The 23,519-nt window shown below is 33.1% G+C and carries 25 protein-coding genes; 22 read left to right on the plus strand and 3 right to left on the minus strand.

The window, feature by feature from the left end; genetic code table 11:
• Positions 1 to 61: 61 nt before the first annotated feature.
• From OEA66_RS12775 to msrA, 4 genes are all read left to right on the plus strand, one after another.
• A complete protein-coding gene (locus tag OEA66_RS12775; protein ID WP_267281739.1) occupies positions 62 to 2,212 on the plus strand; it encodes a TonB-dependent siderophore receptor in 2,151 nt (716 codons plus the stop codon).
• A gap of 121 nt (positions 2,213 to 2,333) precedes the next feature.
• Positions 2,334 to 3,542 carry a PepSY-associated TM helix domain-containing protein gene (locus OEA66_RS12780; RefSeq protein ID WP_267281740.1) on the plus strand — a complete coding sequence of 403 codons (1,209 nt, stop codon included), beginning with the start codon at positions 2,334 to 2,336 and terminating at the stop codon, positions 3,540 to 3,542.
• An 81-nt stretch (positions 3,543 to 3,623) separates the two neighbouring features.
• Positions 3,624 to 4,592, plus strand: a complete 969-nt coding sequence (locus OEA66_RS12785) for an ROK family protein (RefSeq protein WP_267281741.1) — start codon at positions 3,624 to 3,626, stop codon at positions 4,590 to 4,592.
• 224 nt (positions 4,593 to 4,816) lie between these two features.
• The gene (gene msrA, locus OEA66_RS12790) at positions 4,817 to 5,371 is read left to right on the plus strand and encodes a peptide-methionine (S)-S-oxide reductase MsrA (RefSeq protein WP_267281742.1); all 555 of its coding nucleotides are present in this window, start codon (positions 4,817 to 4,819) and stop codon (positions 5,369 to 5,371) included.
• 36 nt (positions 5,372 to 5,407) lie between these two features.
• Here msrA and OEA66_RS12795 read toward each other — a convergent pair whose 3' ends face one another.
• Positions 5,408 to 6,217 carry a hypothetical protein gene (locus OEA66_RS12795; RefSeq protein ID WP_267281743.1) on the minus strand — a complete coding sequence of 270 codons (810 nt, stop codon included), beginning with the start codon at positions 6,215 to 6,217 and terminating at the stop codon, positions 5,408 to 5,410.
• Between the two features lie 365 nt (positions 6,218 to 6,582).
• On the opposite strand from OEA66_RS12795, the gene OEA66_RS12800 reads away from it, so the two are divergent.
• From OEA66_RS12800 to OEA66_RS12880, 17 genes are all read left to right on the plus strand, one after another.
• A complete protein-coding gene (locus tag OEA66_RS12800) occupies positions 6,583 to 6,789 on the plus strand; it encodes a hypothetical protein (RefSeq protein WP_267281744.1) in 207 nt (68 codons plus the stop codon).
• Positions 6,790 to 6,859: 70 nt separating this feature from the next.
• Positions 6,860 to 8,506 carry a tetratricopeptide repeat-containing sensor histidine kinase gene (locus tag OEA66_RS12805; protein ID WP_267281745.1) on the plus strand — a complete coding sequence of 549 codons (1,647 nt, stop codon included), beginning with the start codon at positions 6,860 to 6,862 and terminating at the stop codon, positions 8,504 to 8,506.
• 11 nt (positions 8,507 to 8,517) lie between these two features.
• Positions 8,518 to 9,183, plus strand: a complete 666-nt coding sequence (locus OEA66_RS12810; protein WP_267281746.1) for a response regulator — start codon at positions 8,518 to 8,520, stop codon at positions 9,181 to 9,183.
• Positions 9,184 to 9,308: 125 nt separating this feature from the next.
• A complete protein-coding gene (locus tag OEA66_RS12815) occupies positions 9,309 to 9,476 on the plus strand; it encodes a hypothetical protein (RefSeq protein ID WP_267281747.1) in 168 nt (55 codons plus the stop codon).
• A gap of 63 nt (positions 9,477 to 9,539) precedes the next feature.
• Entirely contained in the window at positions 9,540 to 9,806 is a 267-nt protein-coding gene (locus OEA66_RS12820; protein WP_267281748.1) for a hypothetical protein, read from the plus strand.
• Complete coding sequence (gene yidD / locus OEA66_RS12825) at positions 9,778 to 10,074, plus strand: membrane protein insertion efficiency factor YidD (RefSeq protein WP_267281749.1); 297 nt, start codon at positions 9,778 to 9,780, stop codon at positions 10,072 to 10,074. The genes OEA66_RS12820 and yidD overlap by 29 nt, the downstream gene beginning before the upstream one ends.
• Before the next feature lie 10 nt (positions 10,075 to 10,084).
• Positions 10,085 to 10,369, plus strand: a complete 285-nt coding sequence (locus OEA66_RS12830) for a hypothetical protein (protein WP_267281750.1) — start codon at positions 10,085 to 10,087, stop codon at positions 10,367 to 10,369.
• Between the two features lie 134 nt (positions 10,370 to 10,503).
• Complete coding sequence (locus tag OEA66_RS12835; RefSeq protein ID WP_267281751.1) at positions 10,504 to 11,211, plus strand: response regulator transcription factor; 708 nt, start codon at positions 10,504 to 10,506, stop codon at positions 11,209 to 11,211.
• 3 nt (positions 11,212 to 11,214) lie between these two features.
• A complete protein-coding gene (locus OEA66_RS12840; RefSeq protein WP_267264050.1) occupies positions 11,215 to 12,624 on the plus strand; it encodes a sensor histidine kinase in 1,410 nt (469 codons plus the stop codon).
• 144 nt (positions 12,625 to 12,768) lie between these two features.
• Positions 12,769 to 13,266: a hypothetical protein gene (locus OEA66_RS12845; protein ID WP_267281752.1), complete on the plus strand. Its 498-nt coding sequence runs from the start codon at positions 12,769 to 12,771 to the stop codon at positions 13,264 to 13,266.
• Positions 13,267 to 13,303: 37 nt separating this feature from the next.
• Positions 13,304 to 14,158, plus strand: a complete 855-nt coding sequence (locus OEA66_RS12850; protein WP_267264048.1) for a YoaK family protein — start codon at positions 13,304 to 13,306, stop codon at positions 14,156 to 14,158.
• A 188-nt stretch (positions 14,159 to 14,346) separates the two neighbouring features.
• Complete coding sequence (gene mutL, locus OEA66_RS12855) at positions 14,347 to 16,125, plus strand: DNA mismatch repair endonuclease MutL (protein ID WP_267281753.1); 1,779 nt, start codon at positions 14,347 to 14,349, stop codon at positions 16,123 to 16,125.
• A 4-nt stretch (positions 16,126 to 16,129) separates the two neighbouring features.
• A complete protein-coding gene (locus OEA66_RS12860) occupies positions 16,130 to 16,852 on the plus strand; it encodes a rhomboid family intramembrane serine protease (RefSeq protein ID WP_267281754.1) in 723 nt (240 codons plus the stop codon).
• 6 nt (positions 16,853 to 16,858) lie between these two features.
• Positions 16,859 to 17,854: an endonuclease/exonuclease/phosphatase family protein gene (locus tag OEA66_RS12865; protein ID WP_267281755.1), complete on the plus strand. Its 996-nt coding sequence runs from the start codon at positions 16,859 to 16,861 to the stop codon at positions 17,852 to 17,854.
• A 70-nt stretch (positions 17,855 to 17,924) separates the two neighbouring features.
• Positions 17,925 to 18,911, plus strand: a complete 987-nt coding sequence (locus OEA66_RS12870; RefSeq protein ID WP_267281756.1) for an endonuclease/exonuclease/phosphatase family protein — start codon at positions 17,925 to 17,927, stop codon at positions 18,909 to 18,911.
• Positions 18,912 to 18,915: 4 nt separating this feature from the next.
• A complete protein-coding gene (locus tag OEA66_RS12875; protein WP_267281757.1) occupies positions 18,916 to 19,248 on the plus strand; it encodes a hypothetical protein in 333 nt (110 codons plus the stop codon).
• A 14-nt stretch (positions 19,249 to 19,262) separates the two neighbouring features.
• A complete protein-coding gene (locus tag OEA66_RS12880) occupies positions 19,263 to 19,670 on the plus strand; it encodes a hypothetical protein (protein WP_267281758.1) in 408 nt (135 codons plus the stop codon).
• A 36-nt stretch (positions 19,671 to 19,706) separates the two neighbouring features.
• On the opposite strand, the gene OEA66_RS12885 is transcribed toward OEA66_RS12880, so the two are convergent.
• Both OEA66_RS12885 and OEA66_RS12890 read right to left on the minus strand, forming a co-directional pair.
• On the minus strand, positions 19,707 to 21,224 hold the full coding sequence (locus tag OEA66_RS12885) for a GH3 auxin-responsive promoter family protein (protein WP_267281759.1): 1,518 nt from the start codon (positions 21,222 to 21,224) through the stop codon (positions 19,707 to 19,709).
• A 104-nt stretch (positions 21,225 to 21,328) separates the two neighbouring features.
• The gene (locus OEA66_RS12890) at positions 21,329 to 21,739 is read right to left on the minus strand and encodes a BrxA/BrxB family bacilliredoxin (RefSeq protein WP_267281760.1); all 411 of its coding nucleotides are present in this window, start codon (positions 21,737 to 21,739) and stop codon (positions 21,329 to 21,331) included.
• 444 nt (positions 21,740 to 22,183) lie between these two features.
• Here OEA66_RS12890 and OEA66_RS12895 point away from each other — a divergent pair, with 444 nt between their 5' ends.
• Positions 22,184 to 23,434: a T9SS type A sorting domain-containing protein gene (locus OEA66_RS12895; protein ID WP_267281761.1), complete on the plus strand. Its 1,251-nt coding sequence runs from the start codon at positions 22,184 to 22,186 to the stop codon at positions 23,432 to 23,434.
• The last annotated feature ends 85 nt before the right edge of the window (positions 23,435 to 23,519 follow it).

The raw sequence follows: 23,519 nt of genomic DNA on the forward strand, positions 1-23,519 counted from the left end.
ATCAATTGTTTAATTTATTTAGAATAATTAAAAAGAATATATTTGCAAAAAAATAAGCTTCATGAAAAAACTATTGGTTTGCGCTTTATTGTTGGGTTCAATGATAACGTTTGCACAAGAGAAAGATTCTGTCAACTCAAAAAATATAGAAGAAGTAATCATCAATAAGATGGTGAAGAAACTCGATACCGAATCTTCCAACAAAATGCCGATAAGCTTTATCGAGAATCCACAAGTTTATTCTTCCATCGATAGAGGAATTTTGGAAAATCAGAATATTTTCACGGTGGATGATGCTTACAGAAACGTAACCGGTTTGCAAAAAATGTGGAATCCTACAGGAAGAGCCGGAGATGGCGGTTCATTTTTCGTTTTGAGAGGTTTCCCCTCTCAAGCTTCTACGAGAAATGGTGTGGTTGCTCCCGTTACTTCTACAATTGATGCAATAAATGTTGAAACGCTGGAATTCTTGAAAGGTCCTGTGGGAACACTTTACGGAAGTACAGTAGCTTCGTATGGTGGTCTTATTAATAGAGTGACTAAAAAACCTCAGCAAAATTTCTTTGGTGCAGTCTCGGGTTCTGCAGGAAGTTATAATACATATAGAGCAACTGCGGATATAAACGCTCCCATTACAAAAGACTTACTTTTCCGCGTAAATACAGCTTATACAAACGAAGGGAATTTCACTAAACCTAATGCAGGAAATCAGTACACGACATTCGCTCCAAGTTTGACCTGGAATGTTTCAGAAAAAGTTCAGCTGAATGTTGATTATGAATTGTTCCGAAATCGAGTAACAGCAAATCCTTATTTCTTCTATCTTTCTCCAAAAACTTTGAACGGAATCGATAATATGAAAGATTTAGAAAAGGTGGCAGGCTTAGATTATAAAGAATCTTACACCGGAAAAGGCTTGTACATGACTGCTAGAAATTCCAATATTTTTGGAAACGTGAAATGGAAAATCAGCGATAATATTACATCAAATACTTACATTAATAATTCCGATTCTTATTCAGACGGATACAATCCTTATTTTTCTGTAGCTTATGATGTTGCGTCATCTTCATATAATGTTGCCAGAGCAGACCAATCTACAAATGGCAGTAAAAAATCATGGTTTCAGATTCAACAAAACTTCAATTTTAATTACGACTTCTCAAATGGAATGAAAAACAGAACAGTTGTTGGTTTTGATTATATGAGAACAACAGAAAGATTGCGTTACAAATATCTTAACTCCAACTTTGATACTGTAGCAGCTTCAGGTGCAGATTATTCCGGAATGAATGCCGATGCATTATCTGCACTTTATGCAAATCCCACAAATGTTTCAACCTGGGATTATTTGAGAGATCTAAATACCTATTCAGGATATATCTCCAACTTATTCACTCCGATTGCAAACTTGCACATTATGGCTGGACTTCGTTATGAAAATAATGATTATCTGGGTGGAATGTCTGGACCAAACGCAGAGAAAGCATTCAACCAATCCGCATTTTCGCCGAAAGCTGGAATTGTTTACGAAATTGTAAAAGGAACATTCTCTGTTTTCGGAAATTATCAAAACTCTTTTAAGTCTAACGGATACTACACTTCTGATGTAATTGGAAATACAACTCTATCTGACCCTGAAAGAGGAAATCAATTTGAAGGAGGTTTCAAAGCGAGCTTATTTAAAAACAGATTCAACGCAACGGTTTCTTACTACAACATTCAAGTGAAAAATCAATTGCTGTACACGGGAGAGTTTGCTCCAAACTTTGTTTCAGTACAACAGCAGGTCGCATCTACACTAAGTAAAGGATTTGAGCTGGAAGTTAACGCATATCTTGTAAAAGGTTTCTCTTTAGTCGGAGGTTTGGCTTACAATGATACAGTAGACAAATCTACAGATTTGAGACCAACAACAGCAGGTTCTTTCTGGAATGCAAATTTCAATCTGGCTTATCAATTTGTTGATGGAAAAGTAAAAGGTCTTGGATTCGGAATTGGTGGAAATTATGCAAGTGACAATAATGTAACAGGAGATTTTATTTTACCAAAATATTTCGTTTTGAATGCCAATGCATTTTACGATGCCAAGAAATTCAGAATCGGGGTCAAAGTAGACAACTTTACTAATGAGCATTATTGGACAGGATATTCTACTGCAAATCCGCAAATCTTGGCAAATTTCTTAGGAACGATTGCTTACAAGTTTTAATAAAATTCCAAATCAATCATCTGCCAAACTGCGCACGTAGTTTGGCAGATTTATTTAAGGTAAATTTGAATTAATCTAAATAAAAATTGAAAATTATATCTTTGCACAACTTTAGAAATTCATGAAGAAAAAACATCACCACAAAAAGAAACCCAGCTTATTCAAAAAATGGACAGGCAAACTGCATCTTTGGCTTGGTCTTTCTATCGGTCTAATTATATTTATTATTTCAATTACAGGAGCCTTATATGTTTTTAAAGATGAAGTTGAAAATTTCACGAGAAAAGAGGTCATTTATCATAATGAACAAAACATTTCTCAAAAACAGGTTCTTCCGATTCGTGTTTTAGAAAAAGCGGTTGATGCTCAGGTAAAAGAGAAATATAAAATCCATTGGGTAAATATTCCTATTGACAAAAAAATGGCTTACCAGTTTTTCTGGTACGAACACAACACCGAAGCATGGAATTATTTCGATGAATTTCCTATCTATAAAGTTGCCTACGTAAATCCTTATGACGGAAAAGTTTTAAGAGTTTATGATGAAAAAAATGGCTTTTTCAACATTGTAAAAATGATTCACTGGAGTTTTTTGCTGAAGCAGGATTGGGGGAAATATGTTGTCGGAATTCCGGTTATTATTTTTGTTATCATGTTGATTTCCGGTATCATTCTTTGGTGGCCCAAAAATAAAGCAGCAAGAAAGCAAAGATTTTCATTCAAATGGAAAAACATCAAAAGCTGGAAAAGAAAAAATTATGATCTTCATAACATCTTAGGTTTTTACGCTTCAATATTTGCTTTAATATTTTCAATTACAGGATTGTTTTATGCTTTCTTAGTCGTTCAGATGATGATGTATTTTGTCTTTTCAGGAGGAAATACAGTCTACCCAGACTTTTCACACATCACAACAAAGGCTCCGATTGAAGCAAGAACTGAGAGTACTTTAGACAAAGTAATTTCAACTGTTCAGGCAAAATATCCAAATTCTTATGGTTTTTCAATTGATTTGGGACATCCGCATATGGATGATCATGAACACCCGAATTTTTCAGTTTTCGTAAAACATCTTTCTTATTCTTATCATAAAAATTCAAGCTTAATTTTTGACGAAAACTCGGGAGAACTTCTGCACACCTACAATCACGAAGATAAAAACTTCGGTGAAAAAACTATTGCAGCCAATTATGACATTCATGTAGGATCTATTTTAGGATTACCTACAAAAATTATTGCATTTATTGTCAGCTTAATTTGTGCCTCACTTCCTGTAACAGGATTTTTAGTTTGGTGGGGAAGAAGAAAAAAGACTAAAAAAGCTGCTTGATATTTTAAATAAATTAGGTTTACTCACTATTAATACAATCTTTTTTATAAATTTATTGCCTCGAAATTATACAATAAGAAAATGTCAGTAGTAGATTTGTCAAAACAGGTTGCATTAGGTATCGATATCGGTGGAACCAATACTAAATTTGGTTTAGTAAATCACAGAGGCCAAATTTTAGCCAAGGGTTCTATTCCCACCGATCAGTACAATACTCCCGAAGAATTTATTGATGCGCTATATAAAGAAATTCAGCCGCTAATCGATGAGCATGGTGTAGAAAAAATGATTGAAGGAATCGGTGTAGGAGCTCCCAACGCAAACTACTACAGAGGAACTATCGAACAGGCACCTAATCTTCCCTGGAAAGGCGTAATTCAATTTGCAGATCTGATGACAGAAAAATTCGGTCAGCCCTGCAAAATGACCAACGATGCAAATGCTGCAGCGCTTGGTGAAATGATGTACGGTGCAGCAAGAGGTATGAAAGATTTCATCATGATTACTTTGGGAACAGGTGTGGGAAGCGGAATTGTTTCTGGCGGAAATTTAATTTATGGTCACGACGGTTTTGCCGGAGAATTGGGTCACACCATCGTAAAACCTGGCGGAAGAAAACACTGGAGTACGGGTTCTGAAGGAAGCCTTGAAGCTTATGCTTCTGCCACAGGAATTGCTATTACAGCAAAAAAAATGAGAGCAGAATTTCCGGATTCTATGTTGAATCAGTTTCCTGAAGAAGCAATTAATTCTAAAACTGTTCACGAATGCGCATTAAAAGAAGATCCTGTTGCGATTGAAGTTTTTAGATATACAGGTCAGAAATTGGGTGAAGCATTGGCAAATTTCGTAATGTTCTCCTCTCCTGAAGCAATTTTGTTATTTGGTGGAGTTATTAAAGCCGGAGATTTCATTTTAAAACCTGCAAAACTTCACATGGAAAGAAATCTTCTTCCAATTTTCAGAAATAAAGTAAGATTGGTTTTCTCTGAACTTGACGAAGCTGATGCTGCTATTTTAGGAGCAAGTGCTTTGGTTTGGGAAAAATAATTTAATTTATAAATAATATTGAGCATCCTTTTGGGATGCTTTTTTCATTATTATTTAAAGCAAGCATTTATTTGAGATTATTTGTGAAATCTATCATCGTAATTTGTGTTTAAAACCTAACATAGTTCAATTTTGGCTCAATATTTTCTTACTTTTGATAAGTTTTTTTATCAATCTGAAATAGGTTTAAAGAAACTATCTAAATATAAAATTCAAGCTAAAAAATGGATAAAAATAATTTGCAGCAAATCACTTTTGGAGGTGGATGTTTTTGGTGTGTGGAAAGCTGTTTTAATATGCTGAAAGGTGTAGAATCTGCCATTTCAGGTTATTCAGGAGGACATAAAGACAATCCGACGTACGAAGAAGTTTGCACAGGAGAAACCGGTCATGCAGAAGTTGTTCAAATAACCTACGATTCTTCCCTAATTTCTTATGAGCAGTTGATGGATGTGTTTTTCTTTCTTCATGACCCGACTCAACTAAACAGACAGGGAAATGATATCGGAACTCAATACCGTTCGGTAATTTATTACAAAGATGAAGCGGAAAAAGCAAAAGCCGAAGAATCCATCAAAACTTCTCAGGAATCAAACAGATGGTCTGGAACTTATGTGACAGAAATTTCACCTTTCGAAAAATTCTGGGCAGCCGAACAATATCATCAAGGATATTATAATGAAAACCCAACTCAGCCATACTGCAGTGCAATTGTTGGTCCTAAAATCCAAAAGTTCAAAAAGCATTTCGGAGAATTGGGAATGTTAGAATTAAATTAAAAACAAAATTTAAGCGTAGATTTTTCTTCGCTTTTTTTATTCCATTTCTTCTGTCGTTCCTGCGTATTTGTCAATAATATATTCAGTAGCTTTTCTTAATTCACGCCCATTATTTGGATCAATACCATCACTCAAAAAAAACTCCACTACCCCATTACATTTTGAATACCAAACTTTTCCGTATGCGTTTTCAAACGTCAAAGTATCTTTTCTCTCAATTCTTTTAAAATAAGTCATCTTTTCATAATCAAAAGGAATCATGTGATTGTAAATCGGATTTTTATCCTGACAATCTACAGGTTTATATTCACTTTTATCCCAATACATACACTTCTGTTCCGACGGAAAAACTCCCGCAAATCCCTGAATTTGATTATTTGGTTTCTTTGAAAAGGCAATACCTCCCGTCGTAAGACATAATAAAAGTACAATTTCCATAATTCCCATTCCGTTTTTCTTCATGAATTCGGGCATTTTGAATGTCGGATTAACGGTAATATTAACTTGAGGGATTTGTTCAGAAAACGTATCACTAAAACCTAACTTAAAAGTTGTTGAACCATCTCCTCCTTCTATATTTACTTTATTACAAAAATCCTCAAAATCCTTATAACCGATATATTTACTTAAATAAAGTAGTGTGATATCATCGATATTATAGTCTTCTCCGTCTTGTACTAAGCTTTTATAATACCTCGTAAACGATCTCTCGTCTCTTGAAAAATCATATCTATCATCAAAGAGGTTACTTAAATAGTTTGAAAGGGAATTAATACTCGCTCGTGGAAGCTCCTTTTTTGCAGTTTCAAAGACCGTTTCCACTAAAAGTTTCTTCTTACTGTACATTATAATTTAGGTTATTAGTTATTGCTGTCCAAGTTAGACAAAATTTAGACAACTAGATTATGGTTTCCCATAAAAATCAAGCATTTACACTTATTCCCTTGTCTATCCTCTGTCCGTAGATTCGGATATATCTATCAGATATTTGTAAAAGAAATCAGACAGAAAAAAACTAAAAACTGATTTCTAAAATCACCTGATAAAACGGAAGAAAACTCCGGGTTGGGAAGCAGATGTTTCTCTTCCGTTTTTGAAGGTTCACTTCCCAAAAAATTTAGAAGCGCTTCAATTTTTTTAATCGTGTAACACCACTTGTGATCTGTTTCGCAAGGAAGAACACGAATGCTTTAACATTAAATTTTTTGAAAATGATACAGTTAATATTAATGCTATTAGGTTTAGCATTCGGAAATAATAATGCAAATACAACAAATTGCGATAACAACGGAGGTACAGTAACAACTCAAAGCGGAAGCGGAACGGGTATTGATCCGGGAACGGGGATAGGAGGAGACGGAGAACCAGTCGGAGGAAACTCAGGACAATTGCCTCCTCCTCCAACTCCAAGACCTTAAAATTTATAAATAGGAGGACAGATTGCATAAATCTGTCCTTTTTATTATTTTGCGGGTAAAACTAATTTTAATGAAATACTTATTCCCAATAATTTTATTATTAACTATTTCTTCTTGCAAGAATGATAAAATAACGTCAACAGATAATACTAATTATAAATATGCAAGGTTTTTTAGAGAGTCCAAAGTTTTAGATTCAGCTTTTTATTACTATAATTTAGCCAAAAATGATTATTTAAAAATCAAAGATTCTTTGGGTGCAGGGAAATCATTAGTAAATATGGCTATGATCCAAACCCAAAAAGGTGATTTTTATGGAGGAATAGAATCATCACTTGAAGCAAACAAATACCTTAAAAGAGTAAAAGATAGTACAACAAGGAGCACCTTAGCTACAAATTATAATAACATTGCATTTTCATCAAACTTTCTTAAAAATTTTGATCAATCATTGAAGTATTATTTTAAAACTTTAGAATATATTGATGAAAACAATAGCCTTAAATTTATTTGTTACAATAATATTGGTGATGTTTTAATAACACAAGGAAAATTTAGTTTAGCAGAAAAATATTTGGAAAAAGCAATTTCAGCAAAAGAACCAAGTTATTACTCGATGGCTCTTAATAATTTAGCTAAAGCAAAGTATTTAAATAATAAAAACTATAATCCTCTCCCAGAATTATATAAAGCTTTGGAAATTAGAAAAAACAATAATGATAATGAAGGTTTAAATTCAAGTTATGAAACTCTATCTGAATATTTCATACTAAAAGACAAATCATTATCATTAGATTTTGCAAAAAAAATGCTTTTATCTGCAAATAAAAATAAAAGTTCAAAAGACCAGATATTAGCATTAAAAAAAATTATAAAACTTGACCCCATAAACTATTTAGAGAGTTTTCAAAAATTAGATTCCATAAGCACAATTGTCCAGACAGAAAGGAGTAAAGCAAAAAATCAGTTTGCAGTTGTACGATATGATGTTGAACAGAAAAATGCTCAAAACCAAACTCTAAAAACACAAAGTTTTAAACAATCTGTTAGCATTGTGTCATTAGCAATCATCTTAATCACAGGCTTTTTCTGGAACGAAAAAAGAAAGAAAAATATTAGAAGAGAAAAGGAACAAGAAAAACAACTTGAAGTAAAAAATACAGAACTTAGATATTCCAAAAAAGTACACGACGTCGTTGCCAACGGAATCTACCAAGTCATGACAAAAATTGAAAATCAAGATAGTTTCAGTAAAGAAGAAGCGCTTGATGAATTGGAATTTGTCTATGAAAAATCCAGAGATATTTCTTACGAAAAACCAGATTCTCCTGGTCAGGAATTCGGACAAATAATTTCAAACCTCATCGCATCTTTTAAGAATGATAACGTCAACACTTTTACCGTTGGAAATGAAGAAAAAACATGGCACAACATTACAGAATTTACCAAAACCGAAATTTATCAAATAATCCGTGAATTGCTCGTTAACATGAAAAAACACAGCAGAGCAACCAATGTTATTTTTAAATTTGAAAAAATAGATAATCAGGTAAATATCGGATATTCCGATAACGGGATCGGCGTTTCAGATGAGTTAACTTTCAAAAACGGATTATCAAATACGGTTTCCCGTATAGAAAGCATCAACGGAAAAATTATTTTTGACACCAAAACCGAAAAAGGATTGAAAATTAATATTTCATTTCCTGTTTCTTAAAAAAATAAATAATGTTTAAAAAAATTTTAATTTCCGAAGATCACGAAAGCATCAATATTTCTGTTCAAAAAACATTAGAAGAACTCAATATCACCAATTTTGACTATGTTTATTATTGTGATGATGCATTAGCAAAAGCCGAAAAATCAATCCGTGAAAAACAACCTTATGATTTATTAATCACAGATCTTTATTACGAAGAAGATCATCTTCCTCAAAAATTAAAAGACGGTCGGGAATTGATTTCAGCCATCCGAAAAGAGCAGCCTGATTTAAAAATAATTGTTTTTTCTGCAGAGCATAAATCCGGAATCATTGATTCTTTATTTACCGATTACGGAATTAATGGCTATGTACGAAAAGCAAGACATGATTCAAAGGAATTAAAAAAAGCAATCGCATCTGTTTACAATAATGAAAATTACCTTTCGCTTGACCTTAAACAGGATATTAAAAAACTAAATAATTACGAATTTACAACGTATGACATTACTTTGGTTTCATTGCTTGCTCAAGGAGTTTTACAAAAAAACATTCCCATTTTCTTACAAAACAACAATATAAAACCCAATAGTTTAAGCAGCATTGAAAAGAAAATCAATACACTAAAAGAAGAACTCGGAGTCAGTAACAATGAGCAACTCGTCGCTTTCTGCAAAGATTTAGGAATTATATAATTTATCTCAATTAGCCTTTAAACCTTTCAATATTTTGAAAGGTTTTTTTGTTTTACGGTTTCCCGTAAGGATTGCTTTTCAAAGGGTTATACTTTTGGAATGTTAAACAATTAAAATTTTTCAAAATGAGAAAACCATTAGGAACAAAAGCAAAAACAGGTGAGAATTGTCCTGAATCAGGAGTTTGGAAAGTTGTCGGAAACCCGTCTACAACTGCCCCGATCTCAAACGGTAACAGAATGCCGCCTTATGATGGAAAAGCCGTTACTTGGGAATTAATCCAACATGCTTAAAATTTCCCCAGTGGCTATTCAAATTAGCCACTGGATTTTAAAAATTTAAAATCAGAATCAATTATGGAATATAAAGTCGTCCCATTTGTTGCAACCGCAAATCAGCAAAATATGAGCTCAAATATCATTGCTCAACAATTAGAAAATTTAATAATCGTTCATTCTGCACAAGGTTGGAAATATTTAAGATTAGAAAGTGTTTCAACATACATTCAGCCTATAGAAGGTTGTTTTGGGATAAGTCAACAAAAACCAGGATATATGACATCTTACCAAGTAGCTGTTTTTACAAAAGAAACAAATGAAATATTTTCTGCTATTAAGCATTAAAATTTATTGGCTAATAATTCCTGCTTCAAAAAGAAGAAAATGTATTTTCAGGAAGAGTTGTTCAAAACATGTTTATGAAGAAACAATTAACAATGGAATTATTTCAGGCTTAAAAGCATTTAAATACAGATTTGAAAATTGTAGAGCAGGAGCTCATTTTATTGAAAACCCAATCACAGGAAATTTTCAAATCATCTTACCAAACAATCAGATTCTTGACGAAAAAGACATTTCCGAAAGATTTATAACTAAACCTAATATAAATTAACATTAAAACCATGAAAAAACTACTATTTACAAGCCTTTTAGGATTAGGCTTATTATTACCAGCAAATTTTTTAGCAGCAGAAAATTCAGCAACAGCTAAAACAGAATTTTCAACAGCAAAACCTAAAAAGAAAAGCAAAAAAAGCAAAGCGAAAAAATCATCCACAGCCTCAAGAAGTAAAGATTGCTCTTATAACGGACACACTTTATATGTTGGTAAAAGAGGCGGATGTTATTATTACACCGGAAACAGCAAACAATATGTAGACAGATCATATTGTTCAGGGTGTAACTAATTATCTATTTCAAATAAAAACTAAAAAAACACTTTATATATAACAAAAGGCGAATCTCACATTCGTCTTTTGTGTTTAAATACAAAATCTTGTTTCCAATCTTTTTCCTATTTTTGTGAAGTTCACTGTTTTTTATGAAAAAAATTGTTCTGATTGAAGATGAAACCAGCGTTGTCTCTTTTATTAAAAAAGGACTGCAGGAAAAAGGATATGAAATTTCTGTCGCTTTCGACGGTCTTACAGGTGTAAGTTTGGTGCAGGAAAACGATTTCGATTTGGTTATCCTTGATATTATGCTGCCCGAAATGAACGGTTTGGATGTCTGCAAAGAGATCCGAAAAACCAATAAAAGTGTTCCTATTTTATTTTTAACCGCTTTAGGAACCTCAGAAAACATCGTTTTAGGTCTGGAAAACGGTGGCGATGATTATCTTGTTAAGCCTTTCAAGTTTATTGAATTAGTTGCTCGTGTAAAATCACTTTTGCGCAGAAGCAATCCGATTTCCACTCCGGAAGCTACGGAAAATGAAGAAGAAAACGAGTACGTTTTTAAGTTTTCAGATTTAATTGTGAATGATTACTCCAAAAAAGTAATTCGTGCAGGTGAAGAAGTTTCTTTAACCTCAACTGAATATAAGCTTCTGATATATTTCTTAAACAATCCTGAAAAAGTAATATCAAGAGCTGAAATTTTGGATGCAGTTTGGGGCGTAAATTACGAATTGGGAACCAATGTTGTCGATGTTTACGTTAATTATTTAAGAAAAAAAATAGACAATCATGAAGACAACAAGCTCATTCACACCGTAATAGGAATGGGATATGTTTTAAAAAAACCTTAGAAAATGTTTAATAGAGTCGTTACCAATCAAACCAAAACAATGGTACTTTTGATGGTTGTTTTTACAACCGTTATCTTGATTTTTGGTGGATCTGTGTACTTTTCTATTGTAAATTTTTCACATCAGAGATTTTATGAATTGCTTAAAATCCGTACGACGACGATTGTACAGATTGAAAAAGGTAAAGAACATCTTGATCTTCCCGAAAATTACATTCTCAACAGCAGAAATGACGAAGAGCTTCCTATGGAAAGAGATTATGTTTTTGCCGTTCCAACAGATTCAAATTTTAAAAAGATTTCGCACGAAGTTCACATTCCAGATTCTTTTTTTAAAAATATTATCAGAAGAGGTGAAGCCAATTTCAATGATTCTGAATTTTATTATATCGGACAATCTTTTAGGTATCAAAACAAAGACTATATCGCAATTGCTTCGGCAAAAAACCATTACGTCGTTCATTATCTTGGGTTTTTAAAAAGGACTTTGATTACATGTATGATTCTTTCCATCTTTTTCAGCATGATTTTCTCTTTTTATTTGTCTAAAACTTTATTTAAACCCATTCTTAAAATCACTGGAAAAGTAAAAGAAATCAGTTCTGAAAATCTACATTTAAGACTTGAACCTCAACCAGACAACAAAGAATTAAATGAATTGGTGGAAACGTTCAACACGATGTTGACAAGAATTGAAACTTCTTTTGAAACCCAAAATCATTTGATTGGAAATGTTTCACACGAACTTCGAACCCCACTCACTTCGATAATGGGAGAAGCGGACGTCGCACTCTCTATCAACAGAACAGCTGATGAATATAAAGAAACGCTTGAAATCATTCTTGATGAAGCAGAAAAGCTTGACAAAAAAATCAAAGCACTTCTTTTAATTGCACAAACTGGATTTGATGGCAGAATTCAGAAAATCGATAAAGTAAGAATCGATCAACTTTTATGGGATGTTATTGAAACTTTAAGAAAAATAGATTCCCGAAATAATATTTATCTCGACATCAGTATGCTTCCTGACAATCCGAAAAAACTGAAAGTTCAAGGAAATGAGCAGCTTCTTCATTTAGCGGTTGCCAATATTATCAATAACGGTTGTAAATATTCTAATCATCAACAGGTAAAAGTCTCGTTGGGCGCAACAGATACCGATCTTTATATCATTGTGAAAGACAACGGAATCGGTATCCCCGAGTCTGAAATGAATAAAATCTATGATCCGTTTTTCCGTGCTTCCAACACCCGAAATTATGAAGGTTACGGTATCGGACTTCCTTTAGCAAGAAACATTGTGAGAATGCATAACGGAGAATTGCTTGTGAGTTCACATGAAAATCAGGGAACAACTGTGCAAATGCGTTTTCCTACTATTTACGGTACTCAGAAGGAAGAAAATCCATCTTAGCTTCAAAATGAAGCATTTTTAAAATGAAATTCTAATCTCATTTTAATCTCTTTAATTACATTTTAATTTCGTTCCAAAGACCTTCTAATCTTACAGGTATAGTTTTGTAGTATCAAAAGATGTTACACAACTAAATCTAAAGATATGATCAAAACCATTTTAATAGCAACAGATTATTCTCTTGAGTCTTTGAATATTTTAAAAAGAGTTTTAAAAGAGAAAAACGCAGAAGAAAATGATACTCAGTACAAGATTCTACTTGTATCGGGCTATGATATGGGAGATTCTATCAGAGATCTTCTTTTCAATACAAAATCTACCGTTTTCAGCAAAATCAGATCTAAAGAATTCTGCGACGCTTACGGAATTATCGTTAATAAATACCCTCATTTAGTAGACAAAATTGTTTGCGATATTTTCTCGGGAAGTTTCCAAAGAGCTTTTAATAATTATGTGAAAGCTGAAGAAATTACAGAAGCGTATTATTCAACATCGCTGAAAAACAAAAATACCAAAGGAAAATTTGATCTTTCTCCTTACATCAAGAAATGCAAAGACCTTTCTTCTCAGGAAGTGGTATTTGGAACTCCTCAATTTATGCCGGAAAAAGGCAGATTAGCGGAAGTTTTCGTTGAAGTTTAATTAAAATTAAAGAATAAACTTTTTAAAAATTTAAAAAATGTTAAGAAATTATAGTAACAGCAGGACGTTGGGAGACAACATTAGACTGGGGACGCTGACTGCTTTTACAGCAGGAACTATAAATATTGCATCTCTATTAATATTTCTCTCTTTTACATCAAACGTAACGGGACATTACGCTGTTTTTGCAGCAGAAATCAGTAAAGGAAACTGGAATCAGGTTGCCGTAGTCGGAGCTTGGATTTTCCTTTTCTTCTTCGGAAGTTTTACCGCTAACTTTTTCGTTATTAATTTTAATAGGAAAAGTAAATATTTTGCGCATGCAATGCCGTTGGTTTTAGAAATTCTGTGTTTGTTAGCCGTTGGTTTTTACGGACATCATTATTATCAGAAAACTTTGGAAGAAGCTGAAGTTCTTGTCGGATTAATGTTATTCGCCACAGGTTTGCAGAATGGTTTAACAGCAAGTATATCTAATTTCTTGGTTAAAACCACTCACCTTACCGGTACAACAACTGATTTAGGAATCTTAGTATCAATGTTTACACATAAAAAATACAGAAAAAACCCTGAGCTTATTGCAAGAGCTAAACTATTATCAAGCGTAATGTTGGCTTATGTTGCAGGAGCGGTTTTCTCGGGATTGACTTATTATTCCCTAGAATTCAGTGTATTTTATGTAATAAGTGTTTGTTTGGTTGTCGTTATCGGTTATGATTTTTACAAAATCCACTTGAGACACTTCTATACCAATTACAGGTATTCTAAAATATACCAAAAACCTAACCTGCTGTCTATACTTTATGATAAGATTCATGGGAGCGCAGAAGTATCAGCAAAACAGGAAAAGCCTAAAAAATCTAAATTGGTTTTAGAGGAAAAAATGATGTAACGTCATTTTAATTAAAATTTGGACAGCACAAATTGTATATACTTAGTTTGGGGCTCCTGATTGTTTACAATTAGGGGCTTTTTTTAATAGAATTGTGTAAAAGTTAGGGATAACTTAATCTTAATTCATTGTTTTACTGTTTTGAATCTTATTTGCTTTGCCTATTTTTGTAAGTTCATTACTCATTTATGTCAGATATTATTCAGCTTTTACCCGATCATGTAGCCAACCAAATTGCAGCCGGTGAAGTGGTGCAGCGTCCTGCTTCAATTGTAAAGGAACTTTTGGAAAATTCCATTGATGCGGGAGCTACAAAAATAGAGCTGATTATAAGAGATGCCGGGAAAAACCTCATTCAGGTTGTAGATGACGGAAAAGGAATGTCTGAAACCGATGCAAGAATGGCATTTGAAAGACACGCCACTTCAAAAATAAGAGGAACCGAAGACATATTTAAAATTGCCACAAAAGGTTTCCGTGGCGAAGCTTTGGCATCGATTGCTGCCGTTGCTCAGGTTGAGCTTAAAACGAAATTACAAGAAACCACTTTAGGAACAAATATTTACATCGAAGGTGGAGTTTTTCAGTTTCAAGAGCCTGCTCAAACTTCAGAAGGTTCTAATTTTTTGGTGAAAAACCTTTTTTACAATGTTCCGGCAAGAAGAAAGTTTCTTAAAAATAATAATATAGAATTTCGTCATGTTATTGATGAGTTTCAGCGTGTTGCTTTAGCCCACGAAAATCTGGAATTTTCTCTTTTTCATGATGACGACCCTGTTTTTAAACTGAGAAAAGGAACTCAGATGCAGAGAATTGTCGATATTTTTGGCAGAAAACTTCATCCGCAGTTGATACCTATTAAAGAAGATATTCTTTGGTGCAAACTTCATGGCTTCGTAGCCAAACCTGAAGGTGCCAAGAAAACGCGTGGTGAACAATTTCTATTCGTAAACGGAAGATTTTTTAAAAGCCCGTATTTCAACAAAGCGGTTCAGGAAGCGTTTGAAGGATTGCTAATGCCGGGATATATTCCTACTTTTTTTCTTTTCTTAGAATTGGATCCTGAAAAAATAGATGTCAATATTCATCCGCAAAAAACAGAAGTGAAATTTGAAGATGAACATCTTATTTTTGCTTTGCTTCGTTCGACCATTAAGCGTTCTTTGGGAATTTACAATGTTGCGCCAAGTTTAGATTTTGAAAGAGATCCACAATTGGATGAAATCATGCAGAAAAGCTTTCCGAGCAAAAGCAATTCAGCAAATATTAAAATGCCTGAAATTATTGTTGACCGTGATTACAATCCGTTTTTGGAAGAAAGACAGACTTCAAAAGCAGAAATTCAGAACTTAGCGGAAATGTATCATCAGAATATTTCTGCAGAACCTTCAAAAATAAATTTGTTTGAAGATGAAGATTTTGATGAAGACTTGATGCGACTTCCCAACGGATATTGGCTTTTCAATAAAGGAGATTGTACATTGATGCTTGATTTAGGCAGAATGCACCGTCTTTTGGTTTCAGAAAATAATAAATCTGCAAAGAAAACCAACACTAACAGTCAGTCTCTATTGTTTTCTCTGGAATATCACATGAATGAGATTGAAAAGAATAAATATAAATCAATCAAAAAATATCTTCCCGAAATGGGATTTGAAATGAGTATTGCTCATGAAAATGTTTTGAGAATTGAGGCTGTTCCGGAAGGTTTGAAAGAATCTCAGGTGATGAAATTTTTAGAGAATCTTTTTGAAATTTTAGAATACAGAACTGAGGAAGAATTTTTACAGTTTTATCAAAACCAATGGAACAAAATGCAGTCGAAATCCCGTTTTGATTTTATTTATAAAGTTGATGCAGAGCAATTAATTAAAGATTTTACCGCTCTCGGTTTCCCCGAATTTTTACCCAACGGAAAAAGATGTTTCTACGAAGTTCCGTTTAATGATTTTAAAAATAAATTTTAAGTAGATGTTTAATAATATACCGCCAATTACCCGAAATTTAATAATATTAAATATTGTAGTTTATATTGCAGCACTCATAATCCCACAGCTTGATTTTTATTTGGCTGCGTATTTCCCCTTATCACCACAATTTAAATCATGGCAGATTATTACACATATGTTTATGCATGGAAGTCCAATGCATATTCTTTTCAATATGTTTACTCTGTTCAGTTTCGGTCCTATTTTAGAGCAAAGTCTGGGAGTCAAAAAATATTTAATTCTCTATTTTTTAAGTGGATTAGGAGCATTTTTCCTTTTTAACTTATGGAATTTTGTAGAATATCAAGATGCTTATTCTCAATTAAGTAATTTGGGATTTGACATTCAAGGATATATTTCTGATCCAGAAAGCTTTGCGAATGCTCAGGTTTCGTTGAAGGTTCAAGAATTGATTAGTAAAGATATAAACCCAATTATATTTGGCCGAATGGTCGGTGCTTCAGGGGCTATTTTTGGAGTAATTGCAGCTTTTGCAACTTTATATCCCGATGCTAAAATTGGAATTATGTTTATTCCGATTCCTGTGAAAGTAAAATACGTTTTGCCGATTGTTATTATTGGATCGGTCGCATTGGGAGTTACTGGAAATGCAGGAGGAATTGCCCATTTAGCTCACGTTGGAGGAGCAATCGTAGGATTTATTTTAGCTAAAGTCTGGAAGAAACATTTGTATCGATTTAATTAATTTATTGTGAAAATTTTCCGATTAATACTTCTTTTACTGCATTTGGGATTGTTATTTCTTTTAACGGGAGTTTTACTGAATGCTTACATTCCGCCGAAAATTTTTCCTTGGTTTAATTTATTGTCTTTAGGGTTTCCGATATTAGTAATAGCATATATTTTACTTACATTTTTCTGGATTTTCAGTTGGAAAAAAAGAGCATTTGTGTTTATGTTTTTAGGATTGTTTTTTTTGAATCCTGTAAAAAGATGGATTAATTATTCCTCTGAAAGTAAAGAAACTGCAAACCTCAAAGTTCTTACTTTCAACATAAAAGGAGGGAAATTAGGCAGTGAACAAATCATCGATTACATTGATAAGCAGAATGCTGACTTAATTTTCATACAGGAATATGGTGATGGTGGTGAACTGAAACTTAAAAACGGTATAGGAAAACACGATCTTTCTATTATTTCATTATATACCAATTACAAAGTTGTTTCCCGAAAAAACCTTTTTGAAAACCTTTCTGATGGAGACATTACTGCACAATGCGCACAAATAGATCTTGAAATTAAAGGAAAAATTTATCGCGTTTTCAATGTTCATTTAGAATCATTCGGATTTTTAAAAAGTATGGTAAAGCTTAATGGAAATGGTGAAGAAGATGAGCAAAAAGTAAAAGGTGTTGTCAAAAAATTGATTCCGACTTTCAAATCGCACCAAGAGCAAGTGAAAATTCTTCGCGAAGCGATTGACAATTCTCCTTATCCTGTGATTGTTGCAGGAGATTTTAATTCGGTTCCCAATTCCTATGAATATTATGAAACTTCAAAAGGTTTAAAAGACGCTTTTTACGAAGTCGGTCGAGGAAGCGGAACAAGCTTTCATGATTATAAATATCCTTTAAGAATTGATTATATTTTCACGTCAGAATCTATACAACCTGTGACTTATGAAGTTGATCATTCTGTACATCTTTCCGATCATTTTCCTGTGATTGCCACCTTTAAAATCAATTAAATCAATCACTTTAATCTAAAAATCATTAAGTGGCAAAATTTTTGTTGCCCAAAACTCATATTTGAGTTTCATGAAGCGGCTGTCTATTTTTTTACTTTTACACTTAGGTGTTTTATTTTTTTTAATCTGCACATTTGCAAACGCTTGGATCGCTCCGACTTACTTTAGCAAACTCAATATTCTCTCTTTATGTTTTCCTTATTTAATTTTAATTCATTTAATATTTACTATAATTTGGATTTTCAAAAAGAAAAAAATTGCTTATATCTTTATTTTTTCAACATTTATTTTTTATAACCCGGTAAGAAGATGGATTAATTTTTCGCCTCAGAATTCCGATATTATTAATACAAAAACAGATATAAAGGTTCTGACTTATAATGTAAAATACGGAAGTTCAGGTTGGGGAAATGTGAAAAAATATATCACAGATCAAAATGCAGACATTATTTTGGTTCAGGAAAAAGATACAAATAGGGCTGTAAGACCGGATTTGGTAAAATATCCTTCCGTTATTCTAAAAACAAGACATAAAATTTTAAGACAGGCAGATTTAATCAACGATCAATCAAAAGGAAATTCTTTTTATGCCGATGTAGAAATCAACGGTAAAATTGTGAGAATAATTAATGTTTATCTGGAACCTTTTAGATTAAATAAAAATATGCTTGGAATGGAAGATGAAAATTCAAACAAAAAGGAACAAAATAAGTTTAAAACTATTTTTTCGAGGTTGATCCCAACATTCAGAACACATGAAGAGCAAGTGAGAAAAATCAGAAGAGCAGTTGATCATTCGCCTTATCCTGTAATTCTTGCGGGAGATTTTAATTCGGTTCCCAATTCCTGGGAATATTACAATTTAGGAAAAAACTTAGACGATGCCTTTGTAAAAGCTGGAAATGGAAGCTCAACAAGTTTTCATGATTATAAGTTTCCATTGAGAATTGATTACATATTCACTTCAAAAAATATAATTCCAAAAAGTTACAAAGTAGATTATTCGGTAAAATTATCAGATCACTATCCTGTAATTGCCGAATTTCTATTAAATTAGTCGCATGAAAAATGTAATTTTTGTCGCCTTAACTTTATCTGTTTTAACTATTGCCTGTTCGAAGCGTGAACCCGTTTCTGACAATGCTCAGGAATTAAAACAAAAATATGATACGACGGCAATAGATTCTTTTTCGGCAGGAGCAACTTCCGTAGATATTGCAAGAAAAATCAGAATGTCTTCACAAAAATTTCAAGATTCTTTAAAAGAGGCCTTAAAATTGCAACAGGAAGAGAAACGAATTAAAGACGAATTAGAAAAAGAAAATAAGAAGAAAGCCGAAGATGAGAAAAAACAGAAGGCTTCCGAAACTTCAAATCAACAAAAACAAGAGTAATAAAAATATACACAATGAAAAAACACATTTTAGCAGCAGTTACAGTGTCTACACTGTTTGTTGCATGTACACAATCTTCTACAAAAACTGAAAAAGTAGAAAATGCAGACGGATCTGTAACAACAACTACGACAACAGAAACCAATTCAGGATTGGTAGATACTTCTAAAATTGAAAAGGCTAAAAACGACATTAAAAACACTGTTGATAACACAGGCAATAAAATCGACAATACCGCTCAAAAAGCAAAAGAAGACATCAATAAAGCCGGAAAAGATATTAAAGAAGGAGCTGATAAAGTAGGCAAAGACATCAAGTCTGGAGCACAGGAAGTTGGTAAAGATGTAAAAAATACTGCAGCAACAGGAGCTCAAAAGGTTGAAGATGCCGCAAAAAAACTGAAAGAAGATTTAAAGAAATAATCTAAACAAAAAACCGCAATTAATTTGCGGTTTTTTTTATGCTCTATTAAGCTCCAGTAAAGGATCTATATATTCTCTGTCATTACTTAGTCTCGGAACTTTGTTTTGTCCGCCCAATTTACCTTTAGATTCAAGCCAGCAATAGAAAAGATTGGGTTTTGCAATGTGAACCACCGGTTTTTTTAATGTAATATTGTTATATCTTTTGGCCTCGTAATCCGAGTTAATGGTTTTCAGATGACGGTCAAAAATATCGGTAAATAATTCAAGATTTTCAGGATGTTCGCTAAATTCAAAAATCCATTCATGAGCGCCACTTTCATTTTCTTTCATAAAAATCGGAGCTCCCGTAAAATCTTTTACAGAAGCATTGGTTTCCTGACAAGCTTTAGTTAAAGCCGATTCTACATTTGTAATCATTAATTCTTCACCAAAAGCATTAATATAATGTTTTGTACGACCGGTAATTTTAATTCTGAAGGGATTTATTGATGTGAAAACAACGGTATCTCCAATTAAATACCTCCAAAGTCCACCATTTGTTGTAATCACCATTGCGTAGTTTTTACCAACTTCGACCCCTTCTAAACTCACTACTTTCGGATTGGAATGATGAAACTGATCCATCGGAATAAATTCATAGAAAATTCCGTAATCGAGCATCAAAAGCATTTCATCACTATTCGATCTGTCCTGAATTCCGAAAAAGCCTTCAGAAGCATTGTAAATTTCGTAGTAATTAATATTTTTTCCGATAATCGGTTTGTATTGTTCTTTATAAGGTTTAAAACTAATTCCACCGTGGAAAAATACTTCAAGATTTGGCCAAAGCTCAGAAACACTCTTTACATCAGTTTCTTTTAAAACTCGCTGTAAAAGCACCATCATCCAACTTGGGACACCCAAAATACTTCCAACATCTTCATTCTTGACTTCTGAAACGATTGCCTGTAATTTGCTTTCCCATTCTCCCATCAAAGAAACTTTCTTGCTTGGAGTGGTGGTAATTTCAACCCAGAAAGGAAGATTGTCAATTAAAATCGCTGAAAGATCACCAAATTTGGTATTGAAATCTGCGTACAATTCTGAACTCCCGCCCAAACGCAAATTTTTATTGGTAAAAAGTTGATTTTCAGGATGATTATTGGCATAAATGGAAACCATGTCTTTCCCTGCTTTCATGTGACAATACTCCAGACTTTCTGCAGAAATAGGAATGAATTTACTTTTCGCATTGGTTGTACCAGAAGATTTTGCAAAATGCTTGATATAACCCGGCCAACTTACGTCTTTATGACCCTGTCTTGCACGCTCAACGTAAGGCTCAAATTCTTCGTAAGAAACAATCGGAACTTTATTTTTAAAATCCTGATAACTTGAAATAGAATTAAACCCATATTTCTTACCGTATTCAGTATCTTCTGCATGAAATAACTGAGAAAAAAGAATTCCTTTTTGCGTCTCAATAGGGTAATCCATAAAATTCTGAATCTGATCTATCCTTTGTTTGATAAACCAATTGACCACAGTATTGAAAAGTGCCTTCGTTGCCATTAAGACAAATATAATACTATTTGTATTTTCTGCGAATGATTTAAATAAAAAAACCATCACAAAATTTGTAATGGTTTATATATCAATTTTTAAACACTTGAATATTAGCAATATTCGTCGTATGCAGCTTGTAGGTTTGCAGCAATTGCTCCCGCAGGATTTCCTTCAATATGATGTCTTTCAAGCATGTGAACCAATTCTCCGTCTTTGAAAAGCGCCACACATGGTGAACTTGGAGGAAAAGGCGCTAAATGTTTTCTAGCTGCATCAACTGCTTCTTTATCATAACCTGCAAAAACAGTTGTTAAATGATCAGGTTTTTTATCTCCTGTCAAAGAATATACAACTCCAGGTCTTGCAGCTCCAGCCGCACAACCACATACAGAATTGATTACTAAAAGTGTAGTTCCTGATTGTTTTAAAGCATCTTCTACCTGAGCAGGAGTTGCCAAATCTGAGAAACCTTTATCTGTAAGCTCAGCCTTCATAGGCATTACTAAATCTGTTGGATACATTTCTTATTTTTTTTAAGTGTTTACAAATTTACAAATTTTCTGATGGTATAAACAATTTATAAAAACTATCAGATTGTTTGGCAAATAAAATCAATTAGAGGTAAAACATACAGATACCACAAAATATTTAGATAAAATTTGAATAATAATCACTAATATTAAATTTATTTTACTAAATTTGAAATGATTCTAAAAATGATTTCCATGAAAAAAACTTTATTAAATTAATTTTTTAGGAACATTAGAGTAAGATCTAGTGGCAATGTAATTCCCTCCCCTTTATCTTTGTTTGCTCATCAGTTTTTAGAATTAAAAAAACATTGATAAAGGATTTACAATAAATAAAGCCCGAAACTTTTTGTTCGGGCTTTATTATTTTTTAAACATAATTTTAATTGAATTCTTAGAAATTTAAATATAGCTTCAATCTTAAAAACTCTATTTATGAAGAAAATTTACACTTTTATTCTTTCGGCTTTTATAAGTGGAATTTGTTACTCACAAAATTGTACGACACCGCAGCTCACGGTTCCTCCTTCATCTACTTGCGGTCAGAATTCTGCAATACTTACTGCAAATACCACAGCAACTGAAGTAAAATGGTACAACTCTGCGACAGCAACCGTTCCTATCGGGATAGGCAATACTTATACAACACCTGCAATAACTTCCACGACATCTTATTGGGCAGAAGCTTATAATTACGAATTGGGAACGCAAGTGACGGGTGGTAAAACCACTCCATTAACGAGCTCAAGTGCTGTTGTAGCCGCTACAAGTCCATGGGGATTGGCCTTTACTGCAAACAATAATTTTTTGATTCAATCAGTAGATGTATTTGCTTCTGCAGGTGGAACTTTAGCATTAGAACTTTTAGATGCTAATTATGTAAAAATAGCCGAAAAAAGCGTAACTATTCCTGCAGGAGGAACATCAAGTACTCCATTACAATTTACGGTTCCAGTAGGATTTTCTGTGATTGGAGGAAATTCTTACAAACTCGTTGCAAGATCATCTCCATCAATGAGAAGAGATTCTGGTTCTGGAAATGCATTTCCTTATACTTTGGGAACGTTGGGAACGATCACAGGAGGTACCATAAATAGCGCTAACACCAATAGTGGTGTTTACTATTTCTTTTATAACTGGAAAGTATCACCAATTATAGGAACTTGTGCAAGCGGAAAAGTAGAAACTTTAGTCACTATAAGCGCTGCAACACCTCCTCCAACCGCTGTTGCAACACAAACTGTTTCTGCGGGATCAACTTTGGCAAATCTTACTGTGACCGGTCAGAATTTAATTTGGTATACTTCTTCCGCTATGACAACGCAGCTTCCTTCAACAACTGTTGCAACAAGTGGAACAACATATTATGTTACTCAAACAGTAAGCGGATGTCAAAGTTCAACAACAGCAATCACAGTAACAACGAATTTAAGTACATCAGATCTTACACTTGAAAAAAATATTAAAATTTATCCTAATCCTGTTTCTGATTTCGTAATCATTGAATCAAAAGAGAAAATAGATAAAATCAGTATTTTTGATATGAGCGGAAAATTAATTGAAGTAATTAATCCTGAAGAAAATCAATCTCAAAAAATCAATGTAAGTAAATACAATACAGGCAAATATATTTTAACCTTTGAAAATAAATCGGGAGCTTATAATTATCATTTTATTAAAAAATAAAACCAACATTCATATTAAAAATGAAGCCCGAAACATTATGTTTCGGGCTTCGTTAATCAAATCGATATGCAAAGGTTGAATATCC

This window comes from Chryseobacterium luquanense (assembly GCF_026460945.1).
Taxonomy (GTDB): domain Bacteria; phylum Bacteroidota; class Bacteroidia; order Flavobacteriales; family Weeksellaceae; genus Chryseobacterium; species Chryseobacterium luquanense.

Bases quoted from the DNA above. Each gene is read 5' to 3' on its own strand.
- OEA66_RS12775 (WP_267281739.1), top strand. From the start codon at position 62: ATGAAAAAACTATTGGTTTGCGCTTTATTGTTGGGTTCAATGATAACG.
- OEA66_RS12780 (WP_267281740.1), top strand. From the start codon at position 2,334: ATGAAGAAAAAACATCACCACAAAAAGAAACCCAGCTTATTCAAAAAA.
- OEA66_RS12785 (WP_267281741.1), top strand. From the start codon at position 3,624: ATGTCAGTAGTAGATTTGTCAAAACAGGTTGCATTAGGTATCGATATC.
- msrA (WP_267281742.1), top strand. From the start codon at position 4,817: ATGGATAAAAATAATTTGCAGCAAATCACTTTTGGAGGTGGATGTTTT.
- OEA66_RS12795 (WP_267281743.1), bottom strand. From the start codon at position 6,217: ATGTACAGTAAGAAGAAACTTTTAGTGGAAACGGTCTTTGAAACTGCA.
- OEA66_RS12800 (WP_267281744.1), top strand. From the start codon at position 6,583: ATGATACAGTTAATATTAATGCTATTAGGTTTAGCATTCGGAAATAAT.
- OEA66_RS12805 (WP_267281745.1), top strand. From the start codon at position 6,860: ATGAAATACTTATTCCCAATAATTTTATTATTAACTATTTCTTCTTGC.
- OEA66_RS12810 (WP_267281746.1), top strand. From the start codon at position 8,518: ATGTTTAAAAAAATTTTAATTTCCGAAGATCACGAAAGCATCAATATT.
- OEA66_RS12815 (WP_267281747.1), top strand. From the start codon at position 9,309: ATGAGAAAACCATTAGGAACAAAAGCAAAAACAGGTGAGAATTGTCCT.
- OEA66_RS12820 (WP_267281748.1), top strand. From the start codon at position 9,540: ATGGAATATAAAGTCGTCCCATTTGTTGCAACCGCAAATCAGCAAAAT.
- yidD (WP_267281749.1), top strand. From the start codon at position 9,778: ATGAAATATTTTCTGCTATTAAGCATTAAAATTTATTGGCTAATAATT.
- OEA66_RS12830 (WP_267281750.1), top strand. From the start codon at position 10,085: ATGAAAAAACTACTATTTACAAGCCTTTTAGGATTAGGCTTATTATTA.
- OEA66_RS12835 (WP_267281751.1), top strand. From the start codon at position 10,504: ATGAAAAAAATTGTTCTGATTGAAGATGAAACCAGCGTTGTCTCTTTT.
- OEA66_RS12840 (WP_267264050.1), top strand. From the start codon at position 11,215: ATGTTTAATAGAGTCGTTACCAATCAAACCAAAACAATGGTACTTTTG.
- OEA66_RS12845 (WP_267281752.1), top strand. From the start codon at position 12,769: ATGATCAAAACCATTTTAATAGCAACAGATTATTCTCTTGAGTCTTTG.
- OEA66_RS12850 (WP_267264048.1), top strand. From the start codon at position 13,304: ATGTTAAGAAATTATAGTAACAGCAGGACGTTGGGAGACAACATTAGA.
- mutL (WP_267281753.1), top strand. From the start codon at position 14,347: ATGTCAGATATTATTCAGCTTTTACCCGATCATGTAGCCAACCAAATT.
- OEA66_RS12860 (WP_267281754.1), top strand. From the start codon at position 16,130: ATGTTTAATAATATACCGCCAATTACCCGAAATTTAATAATATTAAAT.
- OEA66_RS12870 (WP_267281756.1), top strand. From the start codon at position 17,925: ATGAAGCGGCTGTCTATTTTTTTACTTTTACACTTAGGTGTTTTATTT.
- OEA66_RS12875 (WP_267281757.1), top strand. From the start codon at position 18,916: ATGAAAAATGTAATTTTTGTCGCCTTAACTTTATCTGTTTTAACTATT.
- OEA66_RS12880 (WP_267281758.1), top strand. From the start codon at position 19,263: ATGAAAAAACACATTTTAGCAGCAGTTACAGTGTCTACACTGTTTGTT.
- OEA66_RS12885 (WP_267281759.1), bottom strand. From the start codon at position 21,224: ATGGCAACGAAGGCACTTTTCAATACTGTGGTCAATTGGTTTATCAAA.
- OEA66_RS12890 (WP_267281760.1), bottom strand. From the start codon at position 21,739: ATGTATCCAACAGATTTAGTAATGCCTATGAAGGCTGAGCTTACAGAT.
- OEA66_RS12895 (WP_267281761.1), top strand. From the start codon at position 22,184: ATGAAGAAAATTTACACTTTTATTCTTTCGGCTTTTATAAGTGGAATT.